General features: G+C 61.6%; 15 protein-coding genes. 6 read left to right on the forward strand and 9 right to left on the reverse strand.

Annotated elements, in window-relative coordinates; translation table 11 throughout:
* Positions 1-38: 38 nt before the first annotated feature.
* From D3870_RS22795 to D3870_RS13015, 3 genes are all read left to right on the forward strand, one after another.
* Positions 39-1,610 carry a glucan biosynthesis protein G gene (locus D3870_RS22795; RefSeq protein WP_147375790.1) on the forward strand — a complete coding sequence of 524 codons (1,572 nt, stop codon included), beginning with the start codon at positions 39-41 and terminating at the stop codon, positions 1,608-1,610.
* Entirely contained in the window at positions 1,607-4,180 is a 2,574-nt protein-coding gene (gene mdoH / locus D3870_RS13010) for a glucans biosynthesis glucosyltransferase MdoH (protein WP_277986372.1), read from the forward strand. Before D3870_RS22795 ends, mdoH begins: the two co-directional genes overlap by 4 nt.
* A 307-nt stretch (positions 4,181-4,487) precedes the next feature.
* Complete coding sequence (locus D3870_RS13015; RefSeq protein WP_119739701.1) at positions 4,488-4,772, forward strand: HU family DNA-binding protein; 285 nt, start codon at positions 4,488-4,490, stop codon at positions 4,770-4,772.
* 255 nt (positions 4,773-5,027) lie between these two features.
* Here the strand turns inward: D3870_RS13015 and trxC are convergent, their stop codons facing one another.
* Both trxC and D3870_RS13025 read right to left on the reverse strand, forming a co-directional pair.
* Positions 5,028-5,465, reverse strand: coding sequence for a thioredoxin TrxC (gene trxC, locus D3870_RS13020; RefSeq protein ID WP_119739703.1), 438 nt, complete (start codon positions 5,463-5,465; stop codon positions 5,028-5,030).
* 2 nt (positions 5,466-5,467) lie between these two features.
* The gene (locus tag D3870_RS13025; protein ID WP_119739705.1) at positions 5,468-7,777 is read right to left on the reverse strand and encodes an NADP-dependent malic enzyme; all 2,310 of its coding nucleotides are present in this window, start codon (positions 7,775-7,777) and stop codon (positions 5,468-5,470) included.
* Between the two features lie 214 nt (positions 7,778-7,991).
* Here D3870_RS13025 and D3870_RS13030 point away from each other — a divergent pair, with 214 nt between their 5' ends.
* Positions 7,992-8,747 (forward strand): SDR family oxidoreductase, encoded by a 756-nt coding sequence (locus D3870_RS13030; protein WP_119742066.1) that lies wholly within the window; start codon positions 7,992-7,994, stop codon positions 8,745-8,747.
* A gap of 43 nt (positions 8,748-8,790) precedes the next feature.
* On the forward strand, positions 8,791-9,975 hold the full coding sequence (locus D3870_RS13035) for a lipid-transfer protein (RefSeq protein ID WP_119742068.1): 1,185 nt from the start codon (positions 8,791-8,793) through the stop codon (positions 9,973-9,975).
* Between the two features lie 16 nt (positions 9,976-9,991).
* On the opposite strand, the gene D3870_RS13040 is transcribed toward D3870_RS13035, so the two are convergent.
* The gene (locus D3870_RS13040; protein WP_119739707.1) at positions 9,992-11,815 is read right to left on the reverse strand and encodes a PHA/PHB synthase family protein; all 1,824 of its coding nucleotides are present in this window, start codon (positions 11,813-11,815) and stop codon (positions 9,992-9,994) included.
* 191 nt (positions 11,816-12,006) lie between these two features.
* Positions 12,007-12,474: a VOC family protein gene (locus D3870_RS13045; protein ID WP_242490074.1), complete on the reverse strand. Its 468-nt coding sequence runs from the start codon at positions 12,472-12,474 to the stop codon at positions 12,007-12,009.
* Between D3870_RS13045 and D3870_RS22800 the strand changes: the two genes are divergently transcribed.
* On the forward strand, positions 12,364-12,636 hold the full coding sequence (locus D3870_RS22800; protein WP_242490097.1) for a hypothetical protein: 273 nt from the start codon (positions 12,364-12,366) through the stop codon (positions 12,634-12,636). The genes D3870_RS13045 and D3870_RS22800 overlap by 111 nt on opposite strands.
* Positions 12,637-12,945: 309 nt before the next feature.
* Here the strand turns inward: D3870_RS22800 and D3870_RS13050 are convergent, their stop codons facing one another.
* The 5 genes from D3870_RS13050 to D3870_RS13070 form a co-directional block, all read right to left on the reverse strand.
* Positions 12,946-15,201 carry a CHASE2 domain-containing protein gene (locus tag D3870_RS13050; RefSeq protein ID WP_119742070.1) on the reverse strand — a complete coding sequence of 752 codons (2,256 nt, stop codon included), beginning with the start codon at positions 15,199-15,201 and terminating at the stop codon, positions 12,946-12,948.
* Positions 15,202-15,239: 38 nt separating this feature from the next.
* The gene (locus tag D3870_RS13055; RefSeq protein ID WP_119739710.1) at positions 15,240-16,868 is read right to left on the reverse strand and encodes a GAF and HD-GYP domain-containing protein; all 1,629 of its coding nucleotides are present in this window, start codon (positions 16,866-16,868) and stop codon (positions 15,240-15,242) included.
* A gap of 66 nt (positions 16,869-16,934) precedes the next feature.
* The gene (locus D3870_RS13060; protein WP_119739712.1) at positions 16,935-17,702 is read right to left on the reverse strand and encodes a 3',5'-cyclic-nucleotide phosphodiesterase; all 768 of its coding nucleotides are present in this window, start codon (positions 17,700-17,702) and stop codon (positions 16,935-16,937) included.
* A 110-nt stretch (positions 17,703-17,812) separates the two neighbouring features.
* A complete protein-coding gene (locus D3870_RS13065) occupies positions 17,813-18,703 on the reverse strand; it encodes a FecR family protein (RefSeq protein WP_119739714.1) in 891 nt (296 codons plus the stop codon).
* Entirely contained in the window at positions 18,675-22,181 is a 3,507-nt protein-coding gene (locus D3870_RS13070; protein WP_119739716.1) for a two-partner secretion domain-containing protein, read from the reverse strand. Before D3870_RS13070 ends, D3870_RS13065 begins: the two co-directional genes overlap by 29 nt.
* Between the last annotated feature and the right edge of the window lie 7 nt (positions 22,182-22,188).

The raw sequence follows: 22,188 nt of genomic DNA on the forward strand, positions 1-22,188 counted from the left end.
GTCATCATTGCAGATCGGTGACTGCCTTTCGGATTCCGATGCCTCGCTTTCTCTTCAACATCATTTCGTCATGCTGCCGCCAACCGGCGCTTGCATTGTGTCTGTGCCTGCTGCCGTCGGCGGCGCTGGCCTTCAACTTCGACGACGTCGCGGCAAAAGCGAAACAGCTTGCCGAGAGCCCGTACAAGAAGCCGGCGAAGAATATTCCGAAGGCGCTCGAAAACATCACCTACGATCAGTACCGCGACATCCGCATGCGGACCGACAAGACGCACTGGCGCAACGCGAAGCTGCCGTTCGAACTGGCGTTCTTCCACCAGGGATTGTTTTTTGAAAGCCCGGTGAAGATCAATGAGGTGAGCGACAAGAGCGTGCAGGAAATCCGCTTCGATCCGAAGTCCTACAACTACGGCGCGAATGAAATCAACACGAAGGATTTGACCGGCCTCGGCTTTGCCGGCTTTCGCGTGCACTACAACATCAACACGCCGCAATACAAGGATGAAGTGATTGCCTTTCTCGGTGCCAGCTATTTCCGGGCAGTCGGCAAGCGCCAGCTGTACGGTTTGTCGGCGCGCGGGCTGACGATCGATACGGCCTTGAATTCCGGCGAGGAGTTTCCGCACTTCACCGAATTCTGGATCGTACGTCCCGACGCGGCGGCGAAGGAATTGACGATCTACGCACTGCTCGATTCGCGCCGACTGGCAGGCGCGTACCGCTTCATCGTCAAGCCCGGCGTCGATACCGTGGTCGATGTCAAGACGCAACTTTACTTGCGCGAAAACGTCAGCAAGCTTGGCATCGCACCCTTGACCACCATGTTTTTCTTCGGTGAAAACCAGCGTGCGAGCATCGAGGATTATCGGCCCGAAGTGCACGATTCCGATGGTTTGTCGGTCCAATCCGGAACCGGCGAGTGGTTGTGGCGCCCCTTGGTGAATCCCAAGCGCTTGCTGGTGACTTCGTTTGCCACGATCAATCCTTCCGGTTTTGGCCTGATGCAACGCGACCGCCACTTCAACAGTTTTGAAGACCTCGAAGCACACTATGAAGCGCGGCCCAGCGCATGGATCGAACCGCTCGGCGCATGGGGAGCCGGGCGCGTCGAACTCGTGCAGATACCGACGCCGGACGAAACCAATGACAACATCGTGGCGTTCTGGATACCCGATGCCGCGCCGCGCCCCGGCACGCCGCTCGCTTTCGAATATCGGGTGCTGTGGCAAAAGGACGTCGAGAAGCGCCCGCCACTGTCATGGGTGACACAAACGCGGCGCGGCCACGGCTATCGGCGCAAGCCGGATGACAGCATCGCGTTTCTGGTCGATTTCGAAGGCCCGGCGCTGAAGAAACTGCAGAATGAAACGAGCGGAACGAATGGAACAAATGGGATGAATGGAGCGAAAGTCGAAGCCATCGTCACCATCGACAGCAACGGCAAGCTGCTCGAAACCAATGCCTACCCGAACGAAACGACCGGAGGATGGCGCATGACGATCCGCATGCGCCGCATCGACGACAAGAAGCCGGTGGAAATGCGCGGCTACCTGCACAGCAACAACGAAACCCTGTCCGAAACGTGGAGTTACATACTGCCTCCGGACTGAGCCGCGATGCGGCACAGTCGGTCTTGCCTTTGCCGCACTCGCAGCTGTGCGCAAGTTATCTTGCGCGGCTGCCGCTGTCATCCGTCATGCGCCGCAGCATCGCCGCAGGCGTGGACGAGCATGCCGACCATGACGACCTGATACCGCGCGCAGCGATGACGCGGCTGCACCAGGTGCTCGCCGGCGAACGCGCCAGCGAGGATAATCCGGCATACGCGTCGATCGATGCGCGGCTCGGCTTGTGCTACCGGCCGCTGCCGTCGCTGGCAACGCGTCGCGATGCGTCGGCGCCGTCACCGCACAGCGCGGACCGGTTCGACGGCCGCTTGCCCCTCGCGCCGCCGCTCAACCGGGCATCAATGGTGCCGTATCCGTGGGGCGCGCTGAATCCGCTGGTGCGCTGGATCAGGAAGGCGATCCGCCGTCCGCATCACTGGAGTACGCGCCGATCCGACGACGACTCCGGCAACACCGCGCGCCAGCCGTGGCCCGCCGCGACGCCCGAGATTCCGGAAGACACGGTCGATGCCCCCGATCCGCGCGGTGGCTGGCAGAACAACGGCAACGTCCGGCGCATCGTGTTGTTGACCCTGATGCTGATCCAGACCGCACTGGCGACGCACTTCATGCGCCAGGTTCTGCCCTACCAGGGAAGCCAGCCGCTCGAGCTGGCGCTGCTGGCCCTGTTCGCGATTCTGTTCTGCTGGGTATCGGCCGGATTCTGGACGGCGATGACCGGATTCCTCGTTTTGCTGCGCGGCACCGACCGCTACATCATCTCGCGCCACGCCGGCGGCAATGCACCGATCGATGCAGCCGCGCGGACCGCTATCGTCATGCCGATCTGCAACGAGGACGTGGCGCGGGTGATGGCCGGCCTGCGTGCGACCTACGAATCCGTGGCGCGCACGAACGACGCCGACCGCTTCGATTTCTTCATCCTGAGCGACAGCAATGAAAGCGACATCTGCACCGCCGAAGTGGCGGGCTGGGCCGATCTGTGCCGCGCCGTGAACGGCTTCGGCCGCATCTTCTATCGCCGGCGTCATCGGCGCGTCAAGCGCAAGAGTGGCAACATCGATGACTTCTGCCGCCGCTGGGGCAAGGACTATCGCTACATGATCGTGCTCGACGCCGACAGCGTGATGAGCGGCGCGTGCCTGACCACGCTGGTGCGTTTGATGGAAGCCAATCCCGGCGCCGGCATCATCCAGACCGCGCCGCGTGCTGCCGGGCGCGACACCCTGTATGCGCGCATCCAGCAGTTTTCGACCAGCGTGTACGGTCCGCTGTTCACCGCCGGCCTGCACTACTGGCAACTGGGCGAATCGCATTACTGGGGACACAACGCGATCATTCGCCTCGCGCCGTTCATGCGTCATTGCGCACTCGCGCCGCTGCCCGGACACGGTTCGCTGGCCGGCGAAATCCTGTCGCACGATTTCGTGGAAGCGGCGCTGATGCGGCGCGCGGGCTGGGCGGTGTGGATCGCGTACGACCTCGACGGCAGCTACGAGGAAATGCCGCCCAATCTGCTGGACGAATTGAATCGCGACCGGCGCTGGTGTCACGGCAACCTGATGAACTTCCGCCTGTTCGCGGCGCGCGGCATGCATCCGGTGCACCGCGCCGTGTTCGTCACCGGCGTGATGGCCTATCTATCTGCACCATTGTGGTTCATGTTTCTTGCCATATCGACCGCCCTGCTGGCGCTTCACTCGCTGACCGAGCCGCAGTACTTCATCGAGCCGCGCCAGTTGTTCCCGATCTGGCCGCAATGGCATCCGGAAAAAGCGATCGGCCTGTTTACCGCGACCGCGACGCTGCTGCTGCTGCCGAAATTCCTGAGCGTGCTGCTGATCTGTGCGCGCGGCGCGCGGCAGTACGGCGGCGCATTGCACCTGATCGCGAGCATGGCGATCGAGATCGTTTTTTCGATGCTGCTCGCGCCGCTGAGGATGCTGTTCCACACGCTGTTCGTCGCCGCCGCCTACCTCGGCTGGGCGATCCGATGGAAGTCGCCGCCGCGCGCGGATTCGGAGACGACGTGGGGCGAAGCCTTGCGCAAGCACGGCTGGCATACCGCACTCGGGCTCGCGTGGGGCATCGGCGTGTATTGGCTCAATCCATCGTTCCTGCCCTGGCTGCTGCCGATCGCTGGTGCACTGGCGCTGGCGATACCGCTGTCGGTCCTGTCAAGCCGCATCTCGCTGGGCCGTCTGTTCCGCCGCGCGCACCTGTTCGTGATACCGGAAGAAAGCACGCCGCCGGTGGAATTGCGCGAGACCTTCGCGCATGTCGGCATGGCTGATGCGTCGCCGGATTTCATCGATGCGGTCGTCGATCCGCGCATCAATGCCTTGATGTGCGCAGCCGCCACCGCGCATCCGGCGCTGCCATCCGGCAGCCGCCAGGCGCGGGCACGACTCGCGCAGACCGCGCTGCAATCGGGCCCCGATGCGCTGACCAATACCCAGCGAAACATCCTGCTCGCCGACCCTCTCGCATTATCACAATTGCATCTGGATGCATGGACCTCCGAGCGTGCACACCATGCATGGCGACAGTGAGCGATCGCCGTTTTGTTGAAATGGAAACAGTGCCTTGCATGAGGCCGAGGATTCCTTGAACACGCGCCGTCGGTGGTCCTGCCATGAACATGGTAGGACAATTCCTACGCCACGCTTGCGGCCCTTCACTCGCCTGCAAAAACTCAATACAATCTGTCGCGCTCGTCGATGCAAATGGCGTTTCCGACTCGCATGGCTGCAGTCTCTGTACAAAATTTGCGACGCATGCAGCGTTTTTTCCTTTTGAGAATGATGTTCAAAAGAAATACCAGTGCTAGAATGAACGGCACTTTTTTATGGAGGCTCAATGAACAAAACAGAACTGGTCGACGCTATTGCAGCTGATTGCGACATTTCCAAGGCATCTGCACAACGTGCTCTCGATTCGCTGATCGAAAACATCGTGAAGACCGTGACCAAGGGCGGCACGGTGCAACTGGTCGGTTTCGGATCGTTCGGATCCGGCAAGCGTGCAGCACGCACCGGCCGCAACCCGCGCACCGGCGAAGCGATCAAGATTGCAGCAGCCAAGACAGTCAAGTTCAGCGCAGGCAAGGCATTCAAGGATGCCGTGAACAAAGTCAAGAAGTAATTCTCGGTGCATCGGTGTCACAGCCGATTCGATATTCGAGATCAAGAAAGCCTGGCCGAAACGCCAGGCTTTTTTCATGGGCACAAGCAATATCGAGCGAGAGTCCTCACATGCGTTCGGAATGACAGCACCCGCTCCAACCGGTCTTTACATGGCACGGAGAACCGCACTGGAAGCGCTCGCTTTCTCCACGCAATCTTGCGATGTCCGCACTTCACGCCGCATCGCCATTCGTTCCGGCAAAGGGTTCCGACCTCATCCTGCATGCGCCCTGGCCCACGCCACAATTCGGCCGGCATCCATCGCGCCGGCCTGACGCGCGACTTCACGCCCGCTCTTGAATAATGCCAGCGTGGGGATGCTGCGAATTGCATAGCGCGCAGCAATGTCCTGCGCTGCTTCGGTATTGAGCTTGACCACGCGCATGTCAGGCTCCAGCATCTGTGCCGCCTGCGCATAGGCCGGTGCCATCATGCGACAGGGGCCGCACCACGGCGCCCAGAAATCCACCAGTACCGGAATGTCATTGCGCTCGATGTGCCTGGCGAATCCCGCGCCATCGAGCTCGGCGGGATGCCCGTTGAACATGCCGCGCCCGCATTTTCCGCAAACGGGCTGCTCATGCAATTTGACGGCAGGCACGCGGTTCACCGTGGCGCAGTGCGGGCAGACGATATGCAGCGAATCGCTCATGCTCAACCCGCCTTTTCCGCATCGATCACGTCGGCCACCGCGACCGCCGTCATGTTGACGATGCGCCGCGTGGTGGCGGCAGGGTTCAGGATATGCACCGGCTTGGCCGTACCGAGCAAAATCGGCCCCACCGTCACGCCCTGCCCGCCGGTGATCTTCAGCAGGTTGAAGGCGATGTTAGCCGCGTCCAGCGTGGGCATCACCAGCAGGTTGGCGCTGCCGGCCAGCGTGCTGTGCGGCAGGAAGTGACGGCGCACGTCTTCCACCAGCGCGGCATCGCCCTGCAGCTCGCCCTCGACTTCCAGATGCGGCGCGGAACGCGCGAGGATGTCGCGCGCCATGCGCATCTTGAGCGCGGATGGCCGGGTGGACGAGCCGAACATCGAGTGCGACAGCATCGCCACCTTGGGCTGCAGGCCGAAGCGCATGACTTCCTTCGCCGCCAGCTTCGTGATAGCGGCGAGTTCTTCGGCACTCGGATCGTCGTTGACGTAGGTGTCGGTGATGAACAGCGTGTACTTTTCCAGCATCAGCGCATTCATCGCTGCCAGCGCATTGACGCCGGGGGCCATGCCGATCACATCGCGCACGTGTTCCAGATGGGCATCGAAGCGCCCGATCGTGCCACACAACATGGCGTCGGCATCGCCCATATGCATCAGCATCGCGCCGATCAGCGTATTCGAGCGTCGCAATGCCGCCTTCGCCATGTCAGGCGTGATGCCGTCGCGGCCGCGCAGACGCTGATATTCCTCGTGATAGGCGCGGTAGCGCGGATCTTCCTCCGGGTTGACGAGTTCGAAATCCGTGCCCGCTTTCAGGCGCAGGCCCGCCTTCTGGATGCGCATCTCGATCACGTGCGGTCGTCCGATCAGCGTCGGCTTCGCCAGTCCTTCATCGACCACGGTCTGCACCGCGCGCAAGACACGCTCTTCCTCGCCCTCGGCATACGCCACGCGCCGGGGATCGTTCTTTGCGGCAGAGAATACCGGCTTCATGATGAGGCCGGTGTGATAGACATATGTACTGAGCTGCTGGCGGTATGCGGCCGGATTCTGGATCGGACGCGCCGCCACGCCGGATTCCTCTGCCGCCTTGGCCACGGCCGGCGCGATCTTTTCAATCAAGCGCGGATCGAAGGGCTTGGGAATGATGTACTCCGGTCCGAAACTCAGTTCCTGACCGGCGTACGCGGCGGCCACCGTGTCGGTGGTTTCGGCCTCGGCCAGTTCCGCGATCGCCTTCACGCAGGCCAGCTTCATCTCCTCGGTGATCTTGCTCGCGCCGCAATCGAGCGCGCCGCGGAAGATGTACGGGAAGCACAGCACGTTGTTGACCTGGTTCGGATAGTCGGAGCGACCGGTCGCGATGATGCAGTCGGGTCGCGCAGCCTTCGCCACTTCCGGCCTGATCTCCGGTTCGGGATTGGCGAGCGCGAGGATGATCGGCCTGTCGGCCATGGTCTTGACCATCTCGCCGGACAGCACGCCGGCGGTGGAGCAGCCGAGAAACACGTCCGCGCCCTTGATGATGTCGGCCAGCGTGCGCGCATCGGTTTGCTGCGCATACCGTTGCTTGTTGACTTCCATGTTGGCCTCGCGGCCGATGTAGATCACGCCTTTCGAGTCGGTCACGAAAATATTCTCGCGCTTGACGCCGACGCTGACCATCGTGTCGAGACAGGCGATGGCGGCAGCCCCTGCACCGGAAACGGCGAGCTTGATCGTCCCGATTTCCTTGCCGACCACCTTCAAGCCATTGAGCAATGCCGCCGTCGAAATGATCGCCGTGCCGTGCTGGTCGTCGTGGAAGACCGGTATGTTCATGCGCTCGCGCAGCTTCCGTTCGATGTAGAAGCATTCGGGCGCCTTGATGTCCTCCAGGTTGATGCCGCCGACGGTCGGCTCCAGCATCGCGATCGCATCCACCAGCTTGTCGGGATCGTGTTCCGCCAGCTCGATGTCGAACACGTCGATGCCGGCGAACTTCTTGAACAGACAGCCCTTGCCTTCCATCACCGGCTTGCCGGCGAGCGGGCCGATGTTGCCCAGGCCGAGCACGGCGGTGCCGTTGGTGACGACCGCGACGAGATTGGCGCGCGACGTATATTCAGCCGCGGTGGCGGGATCCCTGGCAATTTCCTCGCAGGCGTAGGCGACGCCCGGCGAATAGGCGAGAGAAAGATCGCGCTGATTGGACAGGGCCTTGGTGGCGACGACTTCGATCTTGCCGCGCGTCGGGCTGCGGTGGTATTCCAGCGCGGCTTCGCGCAGCTGGTTTTCCTTGCGTGTGTCGGATTCGTTCTGGTTCATGGCAGTCACCGGATTGAAGGGGCGGCAGTATTCATTGAAACAGGGGACAATGTGATGCTGATTTGCATCTTGTTGTCGGCGCTGACGAGAATGACGTTCTGGGTAACATGTGTTTTCCACCCTAACTCTTTGCCTCATCGGTAGTTTGATTCTCGTCTAAAACGAGAACGCAAACGCCAGCTGATACATCTGTTTCATCATGGAGGAAAAACAAATGACATCGAACAAAATCGCTCTCGTTACCGGCGCGGGTTCCGGCATCGGCAAGCATGTCGCGCTTGCCTTGTTGCGCGAGGGCTATTCCGTGGTGCTGGCCGGACGCCGGCGCGAGCAGCTCGAACAGACCGCGCAACTGGGCGCGGTGGCCGGCGCGCGTTCGCTGGTGGTGCCGACGGACGTCAGCGACCCCGCCTCGGTAAAAGCGTTGTTCGCACAGACAAAGGAAGCCTTCGGCCGGCTCGACCTGTTGTTCAACAATGCGGGCGTGTTCGCCGTCTCCGTCTCGCTGGAAGACTTGCCGTATGAGCAATGGAAGGCGGCTGTCGATGTCAACCTGTCCGGCGCATTCCTGTGCACGCAGGAGGCGTTCAAATTAATGAAGGAGCAGCAGCCGCGCGGCGGCCGCATCATCAACAACGGCTCGATCTCGGCGCATGCGCCGCGTCCCAACTCGGTGGCCTACACCTCCACCAAGCACGCCATCACCGGCCTGACGAAATCGACCTCGCTGGACGGCAGGAAATATGACATCGCCTGCGGCCAGATCGATATCGGCAATGCCTCGACCGACATGACGGAAACCATGAGCAAGGGCATCCTGCAGCCGAACGGCGCGCTCGCGATCGAGGCGACGATGGATGTCGAACATGTCGCGCGTGCGGTGCTGTACATGGCGAGCCTGCCGCTGGATGCCAATGTGCAATTCATGACAGTGATGGCAACCAAGATGCCGTTCATCGGCAGGGGATGAATGGGGTTATGCAATAGCTCGATACAACAACATGGAGGATGACATGAGTCGCAAGGTAATCGTCGCAGGTGTTGGCATGATCCCGTTCGCAAAACCCGGCGCGAGCGCGTCGTATGACGAGATGGGCGCGCAGGCCGGGCGGCTGGCGCTGGAAGATGCGGGAGTCGGTTACGACGACATTCAGCAAGCCTATGCCGGATACGTGTACGGCGATTCGACCAGCGGGCAGAAGGCGCTGTACCGGATCGGCATGAGCGGTATCCCTATCGTCAATGTGAACAACAACTGCTCGACCGGCTCGACCGCGCTGTTCCTTGCCCGCCAGGCGATCGCGAGCGGCGCGGCGGATTGCGTGCTGGCACTGGGTTTCGAACAGATGAGCCCCGGCGCACTGGGTTCCGTGTTCCAGGACCGGCCGAGTCCGTTCGATCAATTCGACGCAGTCACCGACAGGCTACTCGGTATGCCGGAAATTCCGTTGGCGCTGCGCTACTTCGGTGGCGCGGGATTGAGCCACATGAAGAAGTACGGCACGAAGCTGGAAACCTTCGCGAAGATACGCGCCAAGGCGAGCCGCCATGCCGCGAACAATCCGCTCGCGCTGTTCCGCAAGCTGGTGTCGGAAGAGGATGTGATGAGCGCGCCGATGCTCTGGCCCGGCGTGATGACGCGCCTGATGGCATGTCCGCCGACCTGCGGCGGCGCGGCGGCGGTGCTTGTCTCGGAAGACTTCGCGAAGGCGAAGGGGCTGGATACCCGCGTATCCATCGCGGCGCAGGCGATGACTACCGATCGCGCCGGCACCTTCGAGTCGGACGACATGATGCGCGTGGTCGGCTACGACATGACGAAGGAAGCGGCGGCAAAGGTGTACGAGGCAGCGGGCATCGGTCCCGACGAGGTGGATGTGATCGAGCTGCACGACTGCTTCGCGCAGAACGAGTTGATCAGCTACGAGGCGCTGGGCCTGTGCCCCGAAGGCGGCGCGGAAAAGTTCGTCGAGGATGGCGACAATACCTACGGTGGCAGGTTCGTCACCAATCCATCCGGCGGCCTGCTGTCAAAGGGACATCCGCTCGGCGCGACCGGCCTCGCGCAATGCTTCGAATTGACGCACCAATTGCGCGGCACCGCTGGCGAACGCGGCGTGCCGGATGCGCGCATCGCTCTGCAGCACAACCTCGGCCTTGGCGGCGCATGCGTGGTGACGATGTATTGCAGGCAGTAGCGCCGATCAAGTCTCGTCAGCGTTCCAGCACATAGCTACCGGGCGCCGGCCCAAGCGGCGGATAGCCCTTGTCTGCCGCCCCCATTGCGGGCGGCGCGACCCACCCCTCTGAATTGCTCGCCAGCCAGTCCGCCCACACCGGCCACCACGAGCCTTCGACGGCGGGCGTGCCGAGGAACCATCGGTCCGGATCGACGTACTTGTCACCATGCAGCCAGCGCGATACTCGGAAATGGCGGCCTTCGTGTCCCGGTTCGCTCACGATGCCCGCATTATGGCCGCCATTGGTCAACAGGAAAGTCAGATCGGCATCGACGATCACATTGATCTTGTAGACCGAGCGCCACGGCGCGACATGGTCGGACTCCGTCGCCACCACGAAGATCGGCAGATCGATATCGCTCAATGCCACCGGCCTGCCCCGCACCTTGTAGCGCCCCGCGTACAGATCGTTGTTGAGGAACAGCGAGCGCAGATACTCGCTTTGCATGCGGTAAGGCATGCGCGTGGCATCGGCATTCCACGCCATCAGATCGTTCATCGGCGCGGGCCGTCCCATCAGGTATTGATTGATGATGCGCGACCAGATCAGGTCATGCGAGCGCAGCAACTGGAACGCACCGGCCATCTGGCGGTTGTCGAGATAGCCCTGATCCCACATGATGTCGTCGAGAAAATTGAGCTGGCTGTCGTCGATGAAGAGGCGCAGCTCGCCCGCTTCGGTGAAGTCGGTCTGCGCCGCGAACAGCGTCATCGAATTCAGGCGCGAATCCTCGCGCTGCGCAAAGTACGCCGCCATGATCGATACCAGGGTGCCGCCAAGGCAGTAGCCGACCGCATTGACCGGCCGTTCCGGCACGATGGTCTGCACGGCATTCAGGGCTTCGAGCACGCCGCTGTGCAGATAATCATCCATGCCCATGTCGCGATCCTTCGCCGTCGGGTTGTGCCACGAAATCATGAACACTGTGTGGCCGCGCTCGACGAGATACTTCACCAGCGAATTGGCGGGAGAGAGATCGAGGACGTAGTACTTCATGATCCACGCCGGCACGATCAGGATCGGCTCCGCAAGGACCTCGGGTGTTGCCGGTGTGTACTGGATCAATTCCATCAGGCGGTTGCGGTACACCACTTGTCCGCGGGTCACGGCAAGCTGTTTCCCTGGTTGAAACGCTTCGGTACCCGCCGGCGGCTTGCCGCCGACTGCGCGTTCCCAGTCTTCCAGCAAGGTGGCGGCACCGCGTACAAAATTCTGCCCGCCTTCCTCGATCGTCGTCTCCAGCACTTCCGGATTGGTCGCAATGAAATTGACGGGCGACATCATGTCGAGCAATTGCCGGCTCACGAATGACACCATGTTCTGATGATGCGGCGATACGCCGCCGATGCCGGTGGTCGCGTTATGCCACCATTGCTGATGCAGGAGGAAGGATTGATGGATAACGTTGTACGGCCAGCGCTGCCACGCAGGATCGTTGAAGCGGCGATCGTGCGGCAGCGGTTCGATGCAGCGTTCCGTCGCCTTGCCGACCGACGCGCGCGCCGCATACAGTTGCAGGCGGCCCGTCTTGCGCATCGCCTTTTCGGCAAGCTGCCCCCACTTGCCGGGGGCCTGCGCGAGGTGCGACGCCCAGTCGATATAGGCGAGCGCAAGGCTGGATGGGGAAATCGACGACGTCAGCCGCCCCATGAAAGCATGCATCAGCCGATCGATGCTGGCCGGTGAAACGGCATCGCCGTCGGATTCGTGCAGAGGCAGGGCTGATGACAGATGCGCGTCGGCCGCGTGCTGCTCGCCGGCAATATGCGCATCGCTTGGCGGCCGGGACAGAAGCATATCCACGTTGCACCTCCAGTATCGATGTTGACTCACTGTCTAAAGCATAGGCCGTGCCTCGCCAAATTTCCATTCCGGCATGTCCCGCTTGAGAGGACGGATTGTCTTTTCGCAATGGATGAACATCGATGCAGGCGCACAGGGGCTGACAGCATTGTGCATACACCTCGGGCGGCGCTGCTGCAACCACGCTAACCGGCATAAGCGCGCTTGAGCGCAGCGATGTCGAACTTCTTCATCTGCAACATCGCCGTCATGGCCCGTTGCGACTTCACCGTATCGGCATCACCGAGCATCTCGATCAAGACGCTCGGCACAATCTGCCAGGAAACGCCGTACTTGTCCTTGAGCCAGCCGCACTGCTGCGCCTGCTCATCGCCGCCGGCAGAGAGCCTGCTCCAGTAGTGATCCACCTCTTCCTGCGTCGCGCAATCGATCTGGAACGAAATCGCCTCGTTGAACTTGAACATCGGACCGCCGTTAAGCGCAGAGAATGGCTGCCCGTTCAGCTCGAAAGAAATCGCCATCACCGTTCCCGGTTCTTTCCCGTGAAACTCCTTCCCTGCCTCGCCATAGCGGGAGATTTTCGTGATTTTCGAATTTTGAAAAATTCCCGTGTAAAACGTGACGGCCTCTTCGGCATGGTCGTCAAACCACAGACAGGGGGAGATTCTGTTAACGCTTTGCATGATGTTCCTCCAGGTGACGTGGAACCGGTGAACGAAACAAAGGTGCGCAAGCTGCGCAAGGGAGTGGAGCTGAAGGCGATGACATCGCAGATGGGTGATGCAAGCGCCTCGCAACAATTCTATGCAATGTGATGCGACCTCGCCAATGTCATGCGCGCGATGCCCCAGGGAGCGCGACATGGATCGGTCACGGCAAAAAATTTCTCGCGTGGGGGGAAGAATGGAACCAACGCGGAAATATTCTCCATCCAAGAGTGCGCATCAGCCACTACGCAAAGATAATCATCATGGCATTTTTTCGATTCGGGAACCCGGCATGCCCGCACCACACAGCAGCGTCAGATACAGGCTCGCCACAATGACGACTATATTCAAGGAGATGCCGAGTGGAATTCGACGATAGCGAAGGCAGACAGGCCGTGTACTTGCCGCAGGGACGGTTTACTTCGTCTCGAAGGTCGTAACGCCATCCCAATCAGTCCCGGGCGGATGCTCGCGATAATGCGCGATGCGCTCGAGATAAAGCAGGTACAAGCCGTCATCCGGAGCGCTGTCATGCAGCGCACGCACGCGGCTCTCCGCCTCATCCCATCGCTGCGCGCGGATCAGCGCCAGCGCCTCATGCCACTTTTCGAGATTGTCCCTGACACCAGCATCCAGCTGTGTCTTCAGCGCAATCGGTTCGAAGATCGGCACCGGTTCGTTCTTCCCCTTCACCTTCACGCGATCCAGTTCACGATAGGCGAAATCCGGCGCGGCGCGCATCGTGCCTTCGCCGACGGTGATGCCGACACCATAGACCTTGGTGATGCCTTCCAGTCGTGACGACAGATTCACCGCATCGCCCATGACCGTGTAGGCACGGCGGATTTTTGAGCCCATGTCGCCGACGCGCATTTCGCCGGTGTTCAGGCCGATGCCGATCCTGAGTGCCGGCCAGCCGCGCGCGAGGAAATCCCTGTTCAGCGATGCGGCGGTAGCCTGCATCTGGAGCGCGGTGGCGACCGCGCGGGCGGCGTGATCAGGCAGCGTGACCGGCGCCCCCCAGAAGGCCATCACCGCATCTCCGATGTACTTGTCGAGCGTGCCGCGATTGCCGCGGATGTTTTCCGACATCGCGGTGAGATAGATGTTGATGTATTCGCGCAGCGTATTCGGGTCGAGCCCTTCGGAAATCGTGGTGAAACCGCGCACATCGGCGAACAACACGGTCAGTTCGCGGCTCTCGCCTTCCATGCTGTAGCTGTTGGGATTGGCGGCCATTTCCGCGACCAGTTCCGGCGCGACGTATTCGCCGAACAGGTTGACCATCGCGCGACCCTTGCGGTGCTCGAACAGGTAGCCCCATGCGATATTCACGACGAACAGGCCGGCGATCAGCAGCAGTGCGTTGGCGACCGGCAGCACCATGTCGTGCGCTTGATACATCCAGAAATTGAACGCGCCGATGGCAGCCGCCATCGTCAGCGAGAACAGGATGGACCAGACCGGCGTCAGCAGCGACAGTGCCACCGTGAGCGTGACGCCGAGCGCGATCACCTGCAGCAGATCAATGGCCGCGGCAAAGTCCGGACGCTGCTTGAAGTCGCCGTCGAGGATCGACGCGACCATGTTGGCGTGGGCTTCCACTCCCGGATATTCGCTGTTGACCGGTGTCGCGCGCAAATCCTTCAGACCGGCGGCGGTTGTGCCGACGAGCACGATTTTATTTTCGAGATCCTGCAAAGGTACCCTGCCCTTGAGCACGTCCGCTGCGGCAATGTAGCGGAACGTCCCGCCGTCCGGGCCGCCACGGCCGCGGTACTGGATCAGCGCCTTGATCTCGCGTTCGACCGGAATCACGGTCTGTCGAGGCAAGGTGTTGAGGCGGAGCGATTCCAGCACGCCGTATTCGCGCTGCGCCTGGTCCGATCTGACGTCGTCGGAAAGAAAGACGGGCCGGATCGCGGTCGCGCCAAGGGCAACGCGCGCGGTGGCCAGTGCAAGCGATTCGTAATAGCTGTTGTCGATCTGCGCGACGAGCGGTATCGAGCGCAGCAGGCCGTCGGGATCAATCTCGGTGTTCATGTATCCGCCGGCCTTTGCCGTCCGCTGCAAGGCGGGCAAGGCACCCTCGTATCCCTTCCACGGCAACACGTCGAGCGCATTGCCGTTCAGCTCTGACGCGGTGAACGCGGGCGCGGGGAGAAGTCCTTTATGCGCACGGTTGGAAAGAAAATACGACAGCACGACGGGACGCTCGTGCAATGCCGCGGCAAGTCGTCCGTCATAGTCGAGCGAGGCTTTCAGCGTCTTGAGTCGTTCGCCGAAGGCCGCAAACTCCTTCAACTCTCCCTTGGCAAGCCCTTCCAGCACGCCATAACCCGAACTGGTATCCGCTTCGCTGAACAGCACGTCGAAGGCAATCGTCCTTGCGTGATAGTGGTCCGCCAGTTTCGTCACGAAATCGGCGATCACATTGCGGCTCCACGGCCAGCGTCCCACTTCGGCGATGCTCTTGTCGTCGATATCGACGATGACGATGCGCGGGTCCGGCGCGGCGGGCTGCACCCGTATGCGCATGTCGTAGAAAAACAGGTCGATGCGGTCCGTCAGCGTTGCGGGAAACATGCCCAGCGTCTGCGCACAGGCCAGTACAGTGAGGACGAGGCCAAGGGTCCAGCGGGTACCGTGTTTGGAAAATAGCCTGCGCAAGATGACTCCAGAAAAATTGAACGCCGTGTCAGGCGCTTGTATCAAGACTTGTAACCGGGAATGCGGCTTTCATCGACCTCGTCGATCTGCGCGGGATCCATGAAGCGGCGCGCATAGTCGAGATACACCTTCTCGCGGATGAATACGTCGAACAGGTCTGGATCGATGTGGTTGCGCAGAACGAAGCCGCCGAGAATTTCCAGCGACTCGCTCAGATTCTTTCCCTTCTTGTACGGACGGTCTTTCGCGGTCAAGGCCTCGAAGATGTCCGCGATCGCCATCATGCGCGCCTGCACCGGCATCTGGTCGCCGCGCAGTCCGCGCGGATAACCCTTGCCGTCCATCCTCTCGTGATGGCCGCCGGCGTACGCCGGCACATCGCGCAGATGCTTCGGCCACGGCAATGACTCCAGCATCCTGATGGTGACGGCGATGTGGTTGTTGATGATGTCGCGCTCCTGCGGATTGAGCGTGCCGGCGCGTATCGTCAGGTTGGCGATTTCCTCGTCGTCGAGCAGATTGCGCTCCCTGCCATCCGGCCCGGTCCAGCGATGCAACGCAATGTCGCGCACCCGCTGCTGATCTTCCGGCGACATGCCTTCGTTGCCGAAGTTGGCGCGGCGCAGGAAGGCGCGATCGTCGTCCAGCCGCGCCAGTTCGCTTTCCAGTTCGCGCTCGATCTCCACGTCGCGCAAGGGATCGCCCGGCACCGCAAGACGCTTGTTCAGCGCCCTCAGCTGCGCGTCTCTCTTGAGCACTTCGAAGCGCGTATCGACCAGATGGATGCGGTCGCAGATCGTTTCCAGCTTGGTCGCCTTCTCCACCACGTGCACCGGCGTCGTGATCTTGCCGCAATCGTGCAGGAGGCCCGCAAGCCACAATTGCCGGCGGTCATTCTCGGTCATCGCGAATGCCGCCAGCGGTCCGCTGTCGGTGCGATGCGCGGCTTCGGCCAGCATCATGGTCAACACGGGGACCTGCTCGCAATGACGGCCGGTGTGCGGCGATTTTTCGTCGAGGCCGATGTTGATCATCTTCACGAAGGACTCGAACAAATCCTCCAGCCGCGCAATCAGGTTGCGATTGTTGATCGCGATGGCCGCCTGCGACGCAAGCGCCTCGACGAAACGCAGGTCGGTTGCGGTGAATGGCCGCGTCCTGCCGGTGGCCGGGTCTTTTGCATTGATGAACTGCATCACGCCGAGCAGCTCGCCCTCGTGATCCTGCATCGGCACGGTCAGGAAGGATTCGGAGTGATAGCGGTACTGCGCGTCGAACTTGCGCATGCCGGAGAAGTTGAAGCCGTCGGCTTTGTAGACATCGTCGATGCTGACCGAGGTTCTGGTGTTGGCCGCGAATGCCGCGACTGCGCTCAGGTTTTTGCCGCCGCTTTCGGTGACGAGCGGAATGGGCGGAAGGTCGATCGCCTTGCCGTTCTCGCCGCCCTGGTACATGCCGAGCGAATCATTGATGGAAATCGTGAAGCACAGCTGCTGTCCGTCGGCGCTGACGCGATACAGCGTGCCGCCGTCGGCGTGCGTCATGCTCTTGGCGGCGAGCAGGATCCGCTCCAGCAGCACCGTGATGTCGTGGCCGGCGCCGAGCTCCACACTGAGCTCGGTCAGCTTCTCCAGCCTGTCGGCGACTTCGGCATGCGCAAGGTCTGTCATGTGTCGCGGCCCGTGACGCGGGGCGCTCCCGCTGCGCTGTTGCGGTTTGCGGGGCTCATGGCATCGTCAGAAATCGAACATGTCGCCGCACTGGAGCGCCGTCAGTGCGCGACCGCCTGCTGCGGCAGCGAGCTCTTCCATGATCTGCCGTTCCTGCCCCGGTTTGAGATGGTAGATCAGGAACTCGATCGAACGCGGCATCGCCTCGATATCGGCGAGCAGCGATTGCGGACAGAAATGCCTGGACCTGGCGGCGAGTCCGGCTTCGCTGTTCGTGAACGAGCAATCCACGATCACCTTGCGCAACTTCTCTTCATGCGCGAACGCGGCCCACAGAGAGGGCGTGGACGACATGTCGCCGGAGAACAGGAAGCCGGCATCGCCGTCATGCACCCAATATGCAACCGAGCCGCTCATGTGATCGACCGGATGCGCGGTGATCATGCGGCCGCCGATGTCGATCGTCTCGCCCGGCACGAAGGGTACCCAGCGCAGCACCGGATTGACGGCATCGGGAATCGTCGCGAAGTCGGGCCACAGGACCCAGTTGAACAGATGCGTCTTGAGGGCGTCGATGACTTCCCGCGTGCCGTGCACGGTCACCGGACCGGCGCGCTTGCCGACCACGGTATCGACCAGAAAGGCCAGCCCCGCGACGTGATCGAGGTGGCTGTGCGTCAGGAAGACGTGATCGATGCCGACCAGCTGATCGACATCGAGACTGGAGACGCCCGTGCCGGCATCGAGCAGAATATCGCGATCCAGCCGCAGGCAGGTGGTCAGCCGCTGCTGTCCGCCGATCCCGCCGGCACACCCCAGCACCTGCAATCTCATCGTATGGAACCTCGTCGCGCGGGATGCGCCATCGCGACGTCCGTGCGCAGCTTGCCGGCCGCTGATGAAAGCACCACCATTTCGTCTCCTATGGATTTCATGATGACCGGCTACCGTACTTCACAGTCCACTGCGGACGATGCCGCGCCGGCATCTTGCCGGCCTTGCGCTCCGACGGAGGCCGAGAATGCAGGCGGAGGCGTGAACTGTATGCCCGGATTGACAGGCAATAGTATCGGCGGTTGCTGGAAGCTCGGCACAAAACCAAACTGACCGGCAGAAAAGCTTTGCGTGCCGCCTTTGTTGCTGAGATTGATCATCCCGTCCACAACCTGGACGTAGAGACCGGGGGCTCTCACGGGCGGTGCCGATGGCATCAACTGAGCAAGCACCACCGGTGTCTCTTCTCTGCGCGGCAGGATGGCAAGCGGCGCTTCGCTGAACGGCATGTCGGTCAGTCTTGCGCGATCCGATGTCCAGCTCGACGCACCGGCGGCCGCGACGCTGGCAAAGCCGTAAGCAGCGACCGCCGATTGCGACGGCGGCACGTATTCGACGAGGAAGGTCGTGCCGCGGATGCCGATCGTCGCCGCGGGCGTATTCACGCCGACGCGCTCCTTGTTGCGCTTGCCCAGCAGGCCGGTGATGGCGCGCAGTCCGCCCTTGACCAGGCTGAAGGTGGCGCTGTCCTTGTCCGGCGCGCCCTCTTCGAAGACGAAGCTGTCGATCTTCAATTGCGAATTCGGCTTCAGGGTGATTTCGCTGTTGTCGGCGAACTTGATGCGCGCATACGTGTCCTTCTCGGTGAACAGGACATCGCCCTGCTCCACCGTCGATTGCTGCGACAGGATTTTCACCGAACCGTCCGCCTTCTTCGCCAGCAGCGGGCCGCTCAGATGCGTGATCGTTCCGGCGACCTGCGCGGCATGTGCCAGCGCCCCCGTGAAAAGGAGCGCCAGCAACAGCAACGCATTAGTTGCAATACATCTTGGCAGCTTCATTCCGCTTTGCTCCGTTGTTGTTGATGGCTACTTTCTGGTTCCCGCCGCCACTGCCGGGATCGGGCACGCCGTCGTCATCGCCTGACACGCCGCCGATGATGACGTCCTGCGTGACGCGCTCGGTCATCGATGTGATCTGGCTGTTCACGTTGTTGATGGTGGCGGCAATGGATGCGGATGGCACGAGGCTGGGTGGCACGACGCTGGGTGGAACGACCGGCGGTGGAAACAGGACGCTGTTCTGGTTGGCGGTTTGCGTTACCGAACTACCCACGGGCATCTGGTTGATGACGATACCGGCCCCTGCGGTCAAGGCGATGGTGCCGCCTGCGCTGACCGGACCGTTGATGGTCAGGATATCGTTGACGCTGTTGCTCGCACCCGCTTCCAGTGCAATGTTCCCGGCAGTGCTGACTGCGCCGTTGATGGTCAGCGGGCTGTGCGTGACCAGGCTGATGTTGCCCGTGTTCGCGAAAACACCGGCTTGCGGCACCGGACTTCCAGCCATCAGGTAGGTGGTGGTCGCAGCGACCGTCATCGCGCCGATGTTGTCGATGGAGATGTTGCCGCTTCCGGCTTGCCAGACGTACTCCACTGAAAGCGGGCCGGTATTCTTGATACTGATATCGGAAGTGCTGGCCGAGCCGGCATTGCTGGCGACAAGGGCACTCACGCTGGTGTTGAGTGCGATGCCGCTGTAGGCCTCGGCAACCAGCCGGTTTCCGATCACGGTTCCTCCACCATCGATGATGGCATCAGCCGCGCGCAACATGACTGTGCCGGTACCCGCATTGACGCCAGACGCCACGGTGATATTTCCGGGGGCGTAAGACGGGGACGGCGAGTCCGGAGAGTTGGGATCTCCCTCCAGGAATTCGCCTTGGCTGCTGATGGTGATATCGCCGCCATTACCGGCCTGCCGGACCTCATTGACTGTCAGCGCGCCTTTGTTGTCAATGACGATCGCGGAACTGCCGAACGTATCCGTATTGATCGCGCTGAACGAACTGACACGGCTGATGATGCCGATCCCGCGCTTCGCCTCGGCCGACAGATGATTTGCCATGATGCCGTCGCCATAATCCTCGTACTGGTCCATGGATATCGCGCCATCGGACGTTAACGTGACGTTGCCGGTTCCTGCATCGAGGCTCTTGTTCACCGCGATATCCCCGCCGCTCGCGCGCAGCGAAATGTTGCCGCCTCCCGTACGAATGCCATATGCAGCTGCGGGTTGCACGGCGACATTGGCAACATTGATGCCCTGCGAATTCGTGAAGTTGAAGGCACCGCCCATGGTCGAGCCGGCAAGGTACCCTACCGTATTGCCCGGATGGTCGAGAAACACACCACCAGGATTCACCACGACAGACGATTCGCTGTCCCATCTACCGGAATTCACACCCAATGCATTGGCGATGATTGGCGCAGACTGGCTGACGGTGCCGCCGGTTTCCAGAAACACCGTCTTGCCCGGCAGTTCGATGGCTCTGTCCACAATGATATTGCCCTGCATGGCACCGTTGAAACCGGCATTGCTCATGAGGAGCACCGGCGCATTGAATAGGGCATTCATCAGCGCGCTGGTTCGGATGTCTCTACCTTCCGTGTAAGTGCGGTATTCAATCGTCTGCCCTGCATTGATCGTGAGGCCCGTGAAGTCGGTGTTATCCGCTGTCAGTTCGACGTCGGTAAAGGCGCTGATCGTCGATGGCGCTCCCGCTGTCGAGATGGTACCGCCAGCGCTGTTGGCGCTCAGTTGGACAAGCCGTCCTTCTATGGAACTGCCGGCACCCGTCCCCAGCTGGATGTTGTCGGCACTCAGGTACACCATTCCCGCCGTCTCGCCGCTGCCTGCCGATACCGCGCCGCCCACCGCGATGGATTTGCCGTTCAGGGAGATCTCGCCGCCGTTCGATGTCAGCGCATTGTTGATCCGCACGGCGCCGGTCGTATTGCCCGGATCGGACGGGAGATAGTTTGCGTTCAGCGATATGGCGCCACCGTACGTCTCGATGCTTTGGTTCACCACGATATCGTTACCGGCGCTCGCGTACAGGCCGACGCCGGGAGCCGTGATATCGACCGCCGCATTGAAGGTGATGTCGTGCTGCGCTTGCAATATCACATCGGCGGTCGCGCCCGAAATTGTGTTGGCACTGATGGTCGAGACGCCCGTGTTCGGCGGCTTGGTATAGTTGTCGAAGTCAGTCAGGACATCGCTTCCGCTGGCGGCAACTTCAATGTCGTAAGGGTCCAGCAACCAGGTTCCTGTCTTGCCTTTGGAGGCCCCGGCATTCACCCGAATGCCGGCCACGTCCAGATAGTGTCCCGACGTTTCGATCAGCCCGCCGTTGCCGCCCGCCGCGCCGCCGCGCGCCGACAGGCTGCCGTAGACGCGCGTCACTTCGTCCGACCAGATGATCAGTTTGCCGCCGTCGCCGTCGCCGATGGCATCGGCCTTGATCTGCGCGTCCTTGCCGATGTAAGTGCTCTTCGCGTTTGGCATGGCGGCGTTCTTGCCCTGATAATCGCCGCCGACCAAGACCGTGCCGCCGCCGGTCTGGCCGCTGGCGTCGATCTTCGCGTCGCCCAGCACGCCGATGCGCTCGCCGAGCACGTGGATTTCACCGCCCCTGCCTGCGCCGGTGGCGCTGGTCTTGCTGCCGGCGTCGAGGATGGTTTCCTTGCTGGCCTTGAACACGATCTTGCCGCTTTCGCCGACCACCGCGCTGTCGGCGCTGATGATGCCGCGCTGCTTGATCAGTGCGCCGTAGATGCCGGCCTTGCCGCCTGCCGCGATGATCTCGCCGAGGTTGAGCGACTGGTTGTCGGGGGCGCTGATGACGACGTGCAGATCGGGATCGGCGGAATCGACCAGCTGCACCGTGTGGCCGGCTGCCAGCACGACCTCGCCTCTCGGCGAGGTGATGATGCCGGTGTTCTCGACGTTCGGCGCGATCAGGTAGACCTGTCCGCCGTTCGGCGTGGTGATCTTGCCTTCGTTCTTGAGGTTGCCGGCGGTACTACCCGCCTGGAATTTCATCTTCCCTGCCCAGAAGTCTTCGTTTGTAATGTCCAGCGTCGATGCGACCAGACCGTTGACATTGATCTGCGCGCCCTGACCGAACAGGATGCCGTTGGGGTTGATCAGGAACACGCGGCCTTCCGATTGCAAGGTACCGAGAATTTCCGACGAGTATTTGCCGACGACGCGGTTCAGTACGCTGCTATTGGCGCTTTGCTGGAATTTCGTGACTTCGCCGGCATTGATCGAGAAGCTGTCCCATTTGATGATGGAGCCGTGCGAGTTGGTGATCGTCAGGGTGTTGCCCTTGGTGTCGAAGCTCACCTGACCGCTCACCACCTGCGCGCCGCTCGGATTGGCCCATGCCGCACTTGGCGCGAAGCAGCCGGCGATCAGCAGCGGCATTAATTTGCGACGAAGGCTGGTACGCGTTTCGGCATTCTTTTTCATGTTGTTC

This window comes from Noviherbaspirillum cavernae, from assembly GCF_003590875.1.
GTDB classification, from domain to species: domain Bacteria; phylum Pseudomonadota; class Gammaproteobacteria; order Burkholderiales; family Burkholderiaceae_D; genus Noviherbaspirillum; species Noviherbaspirillum cavernae.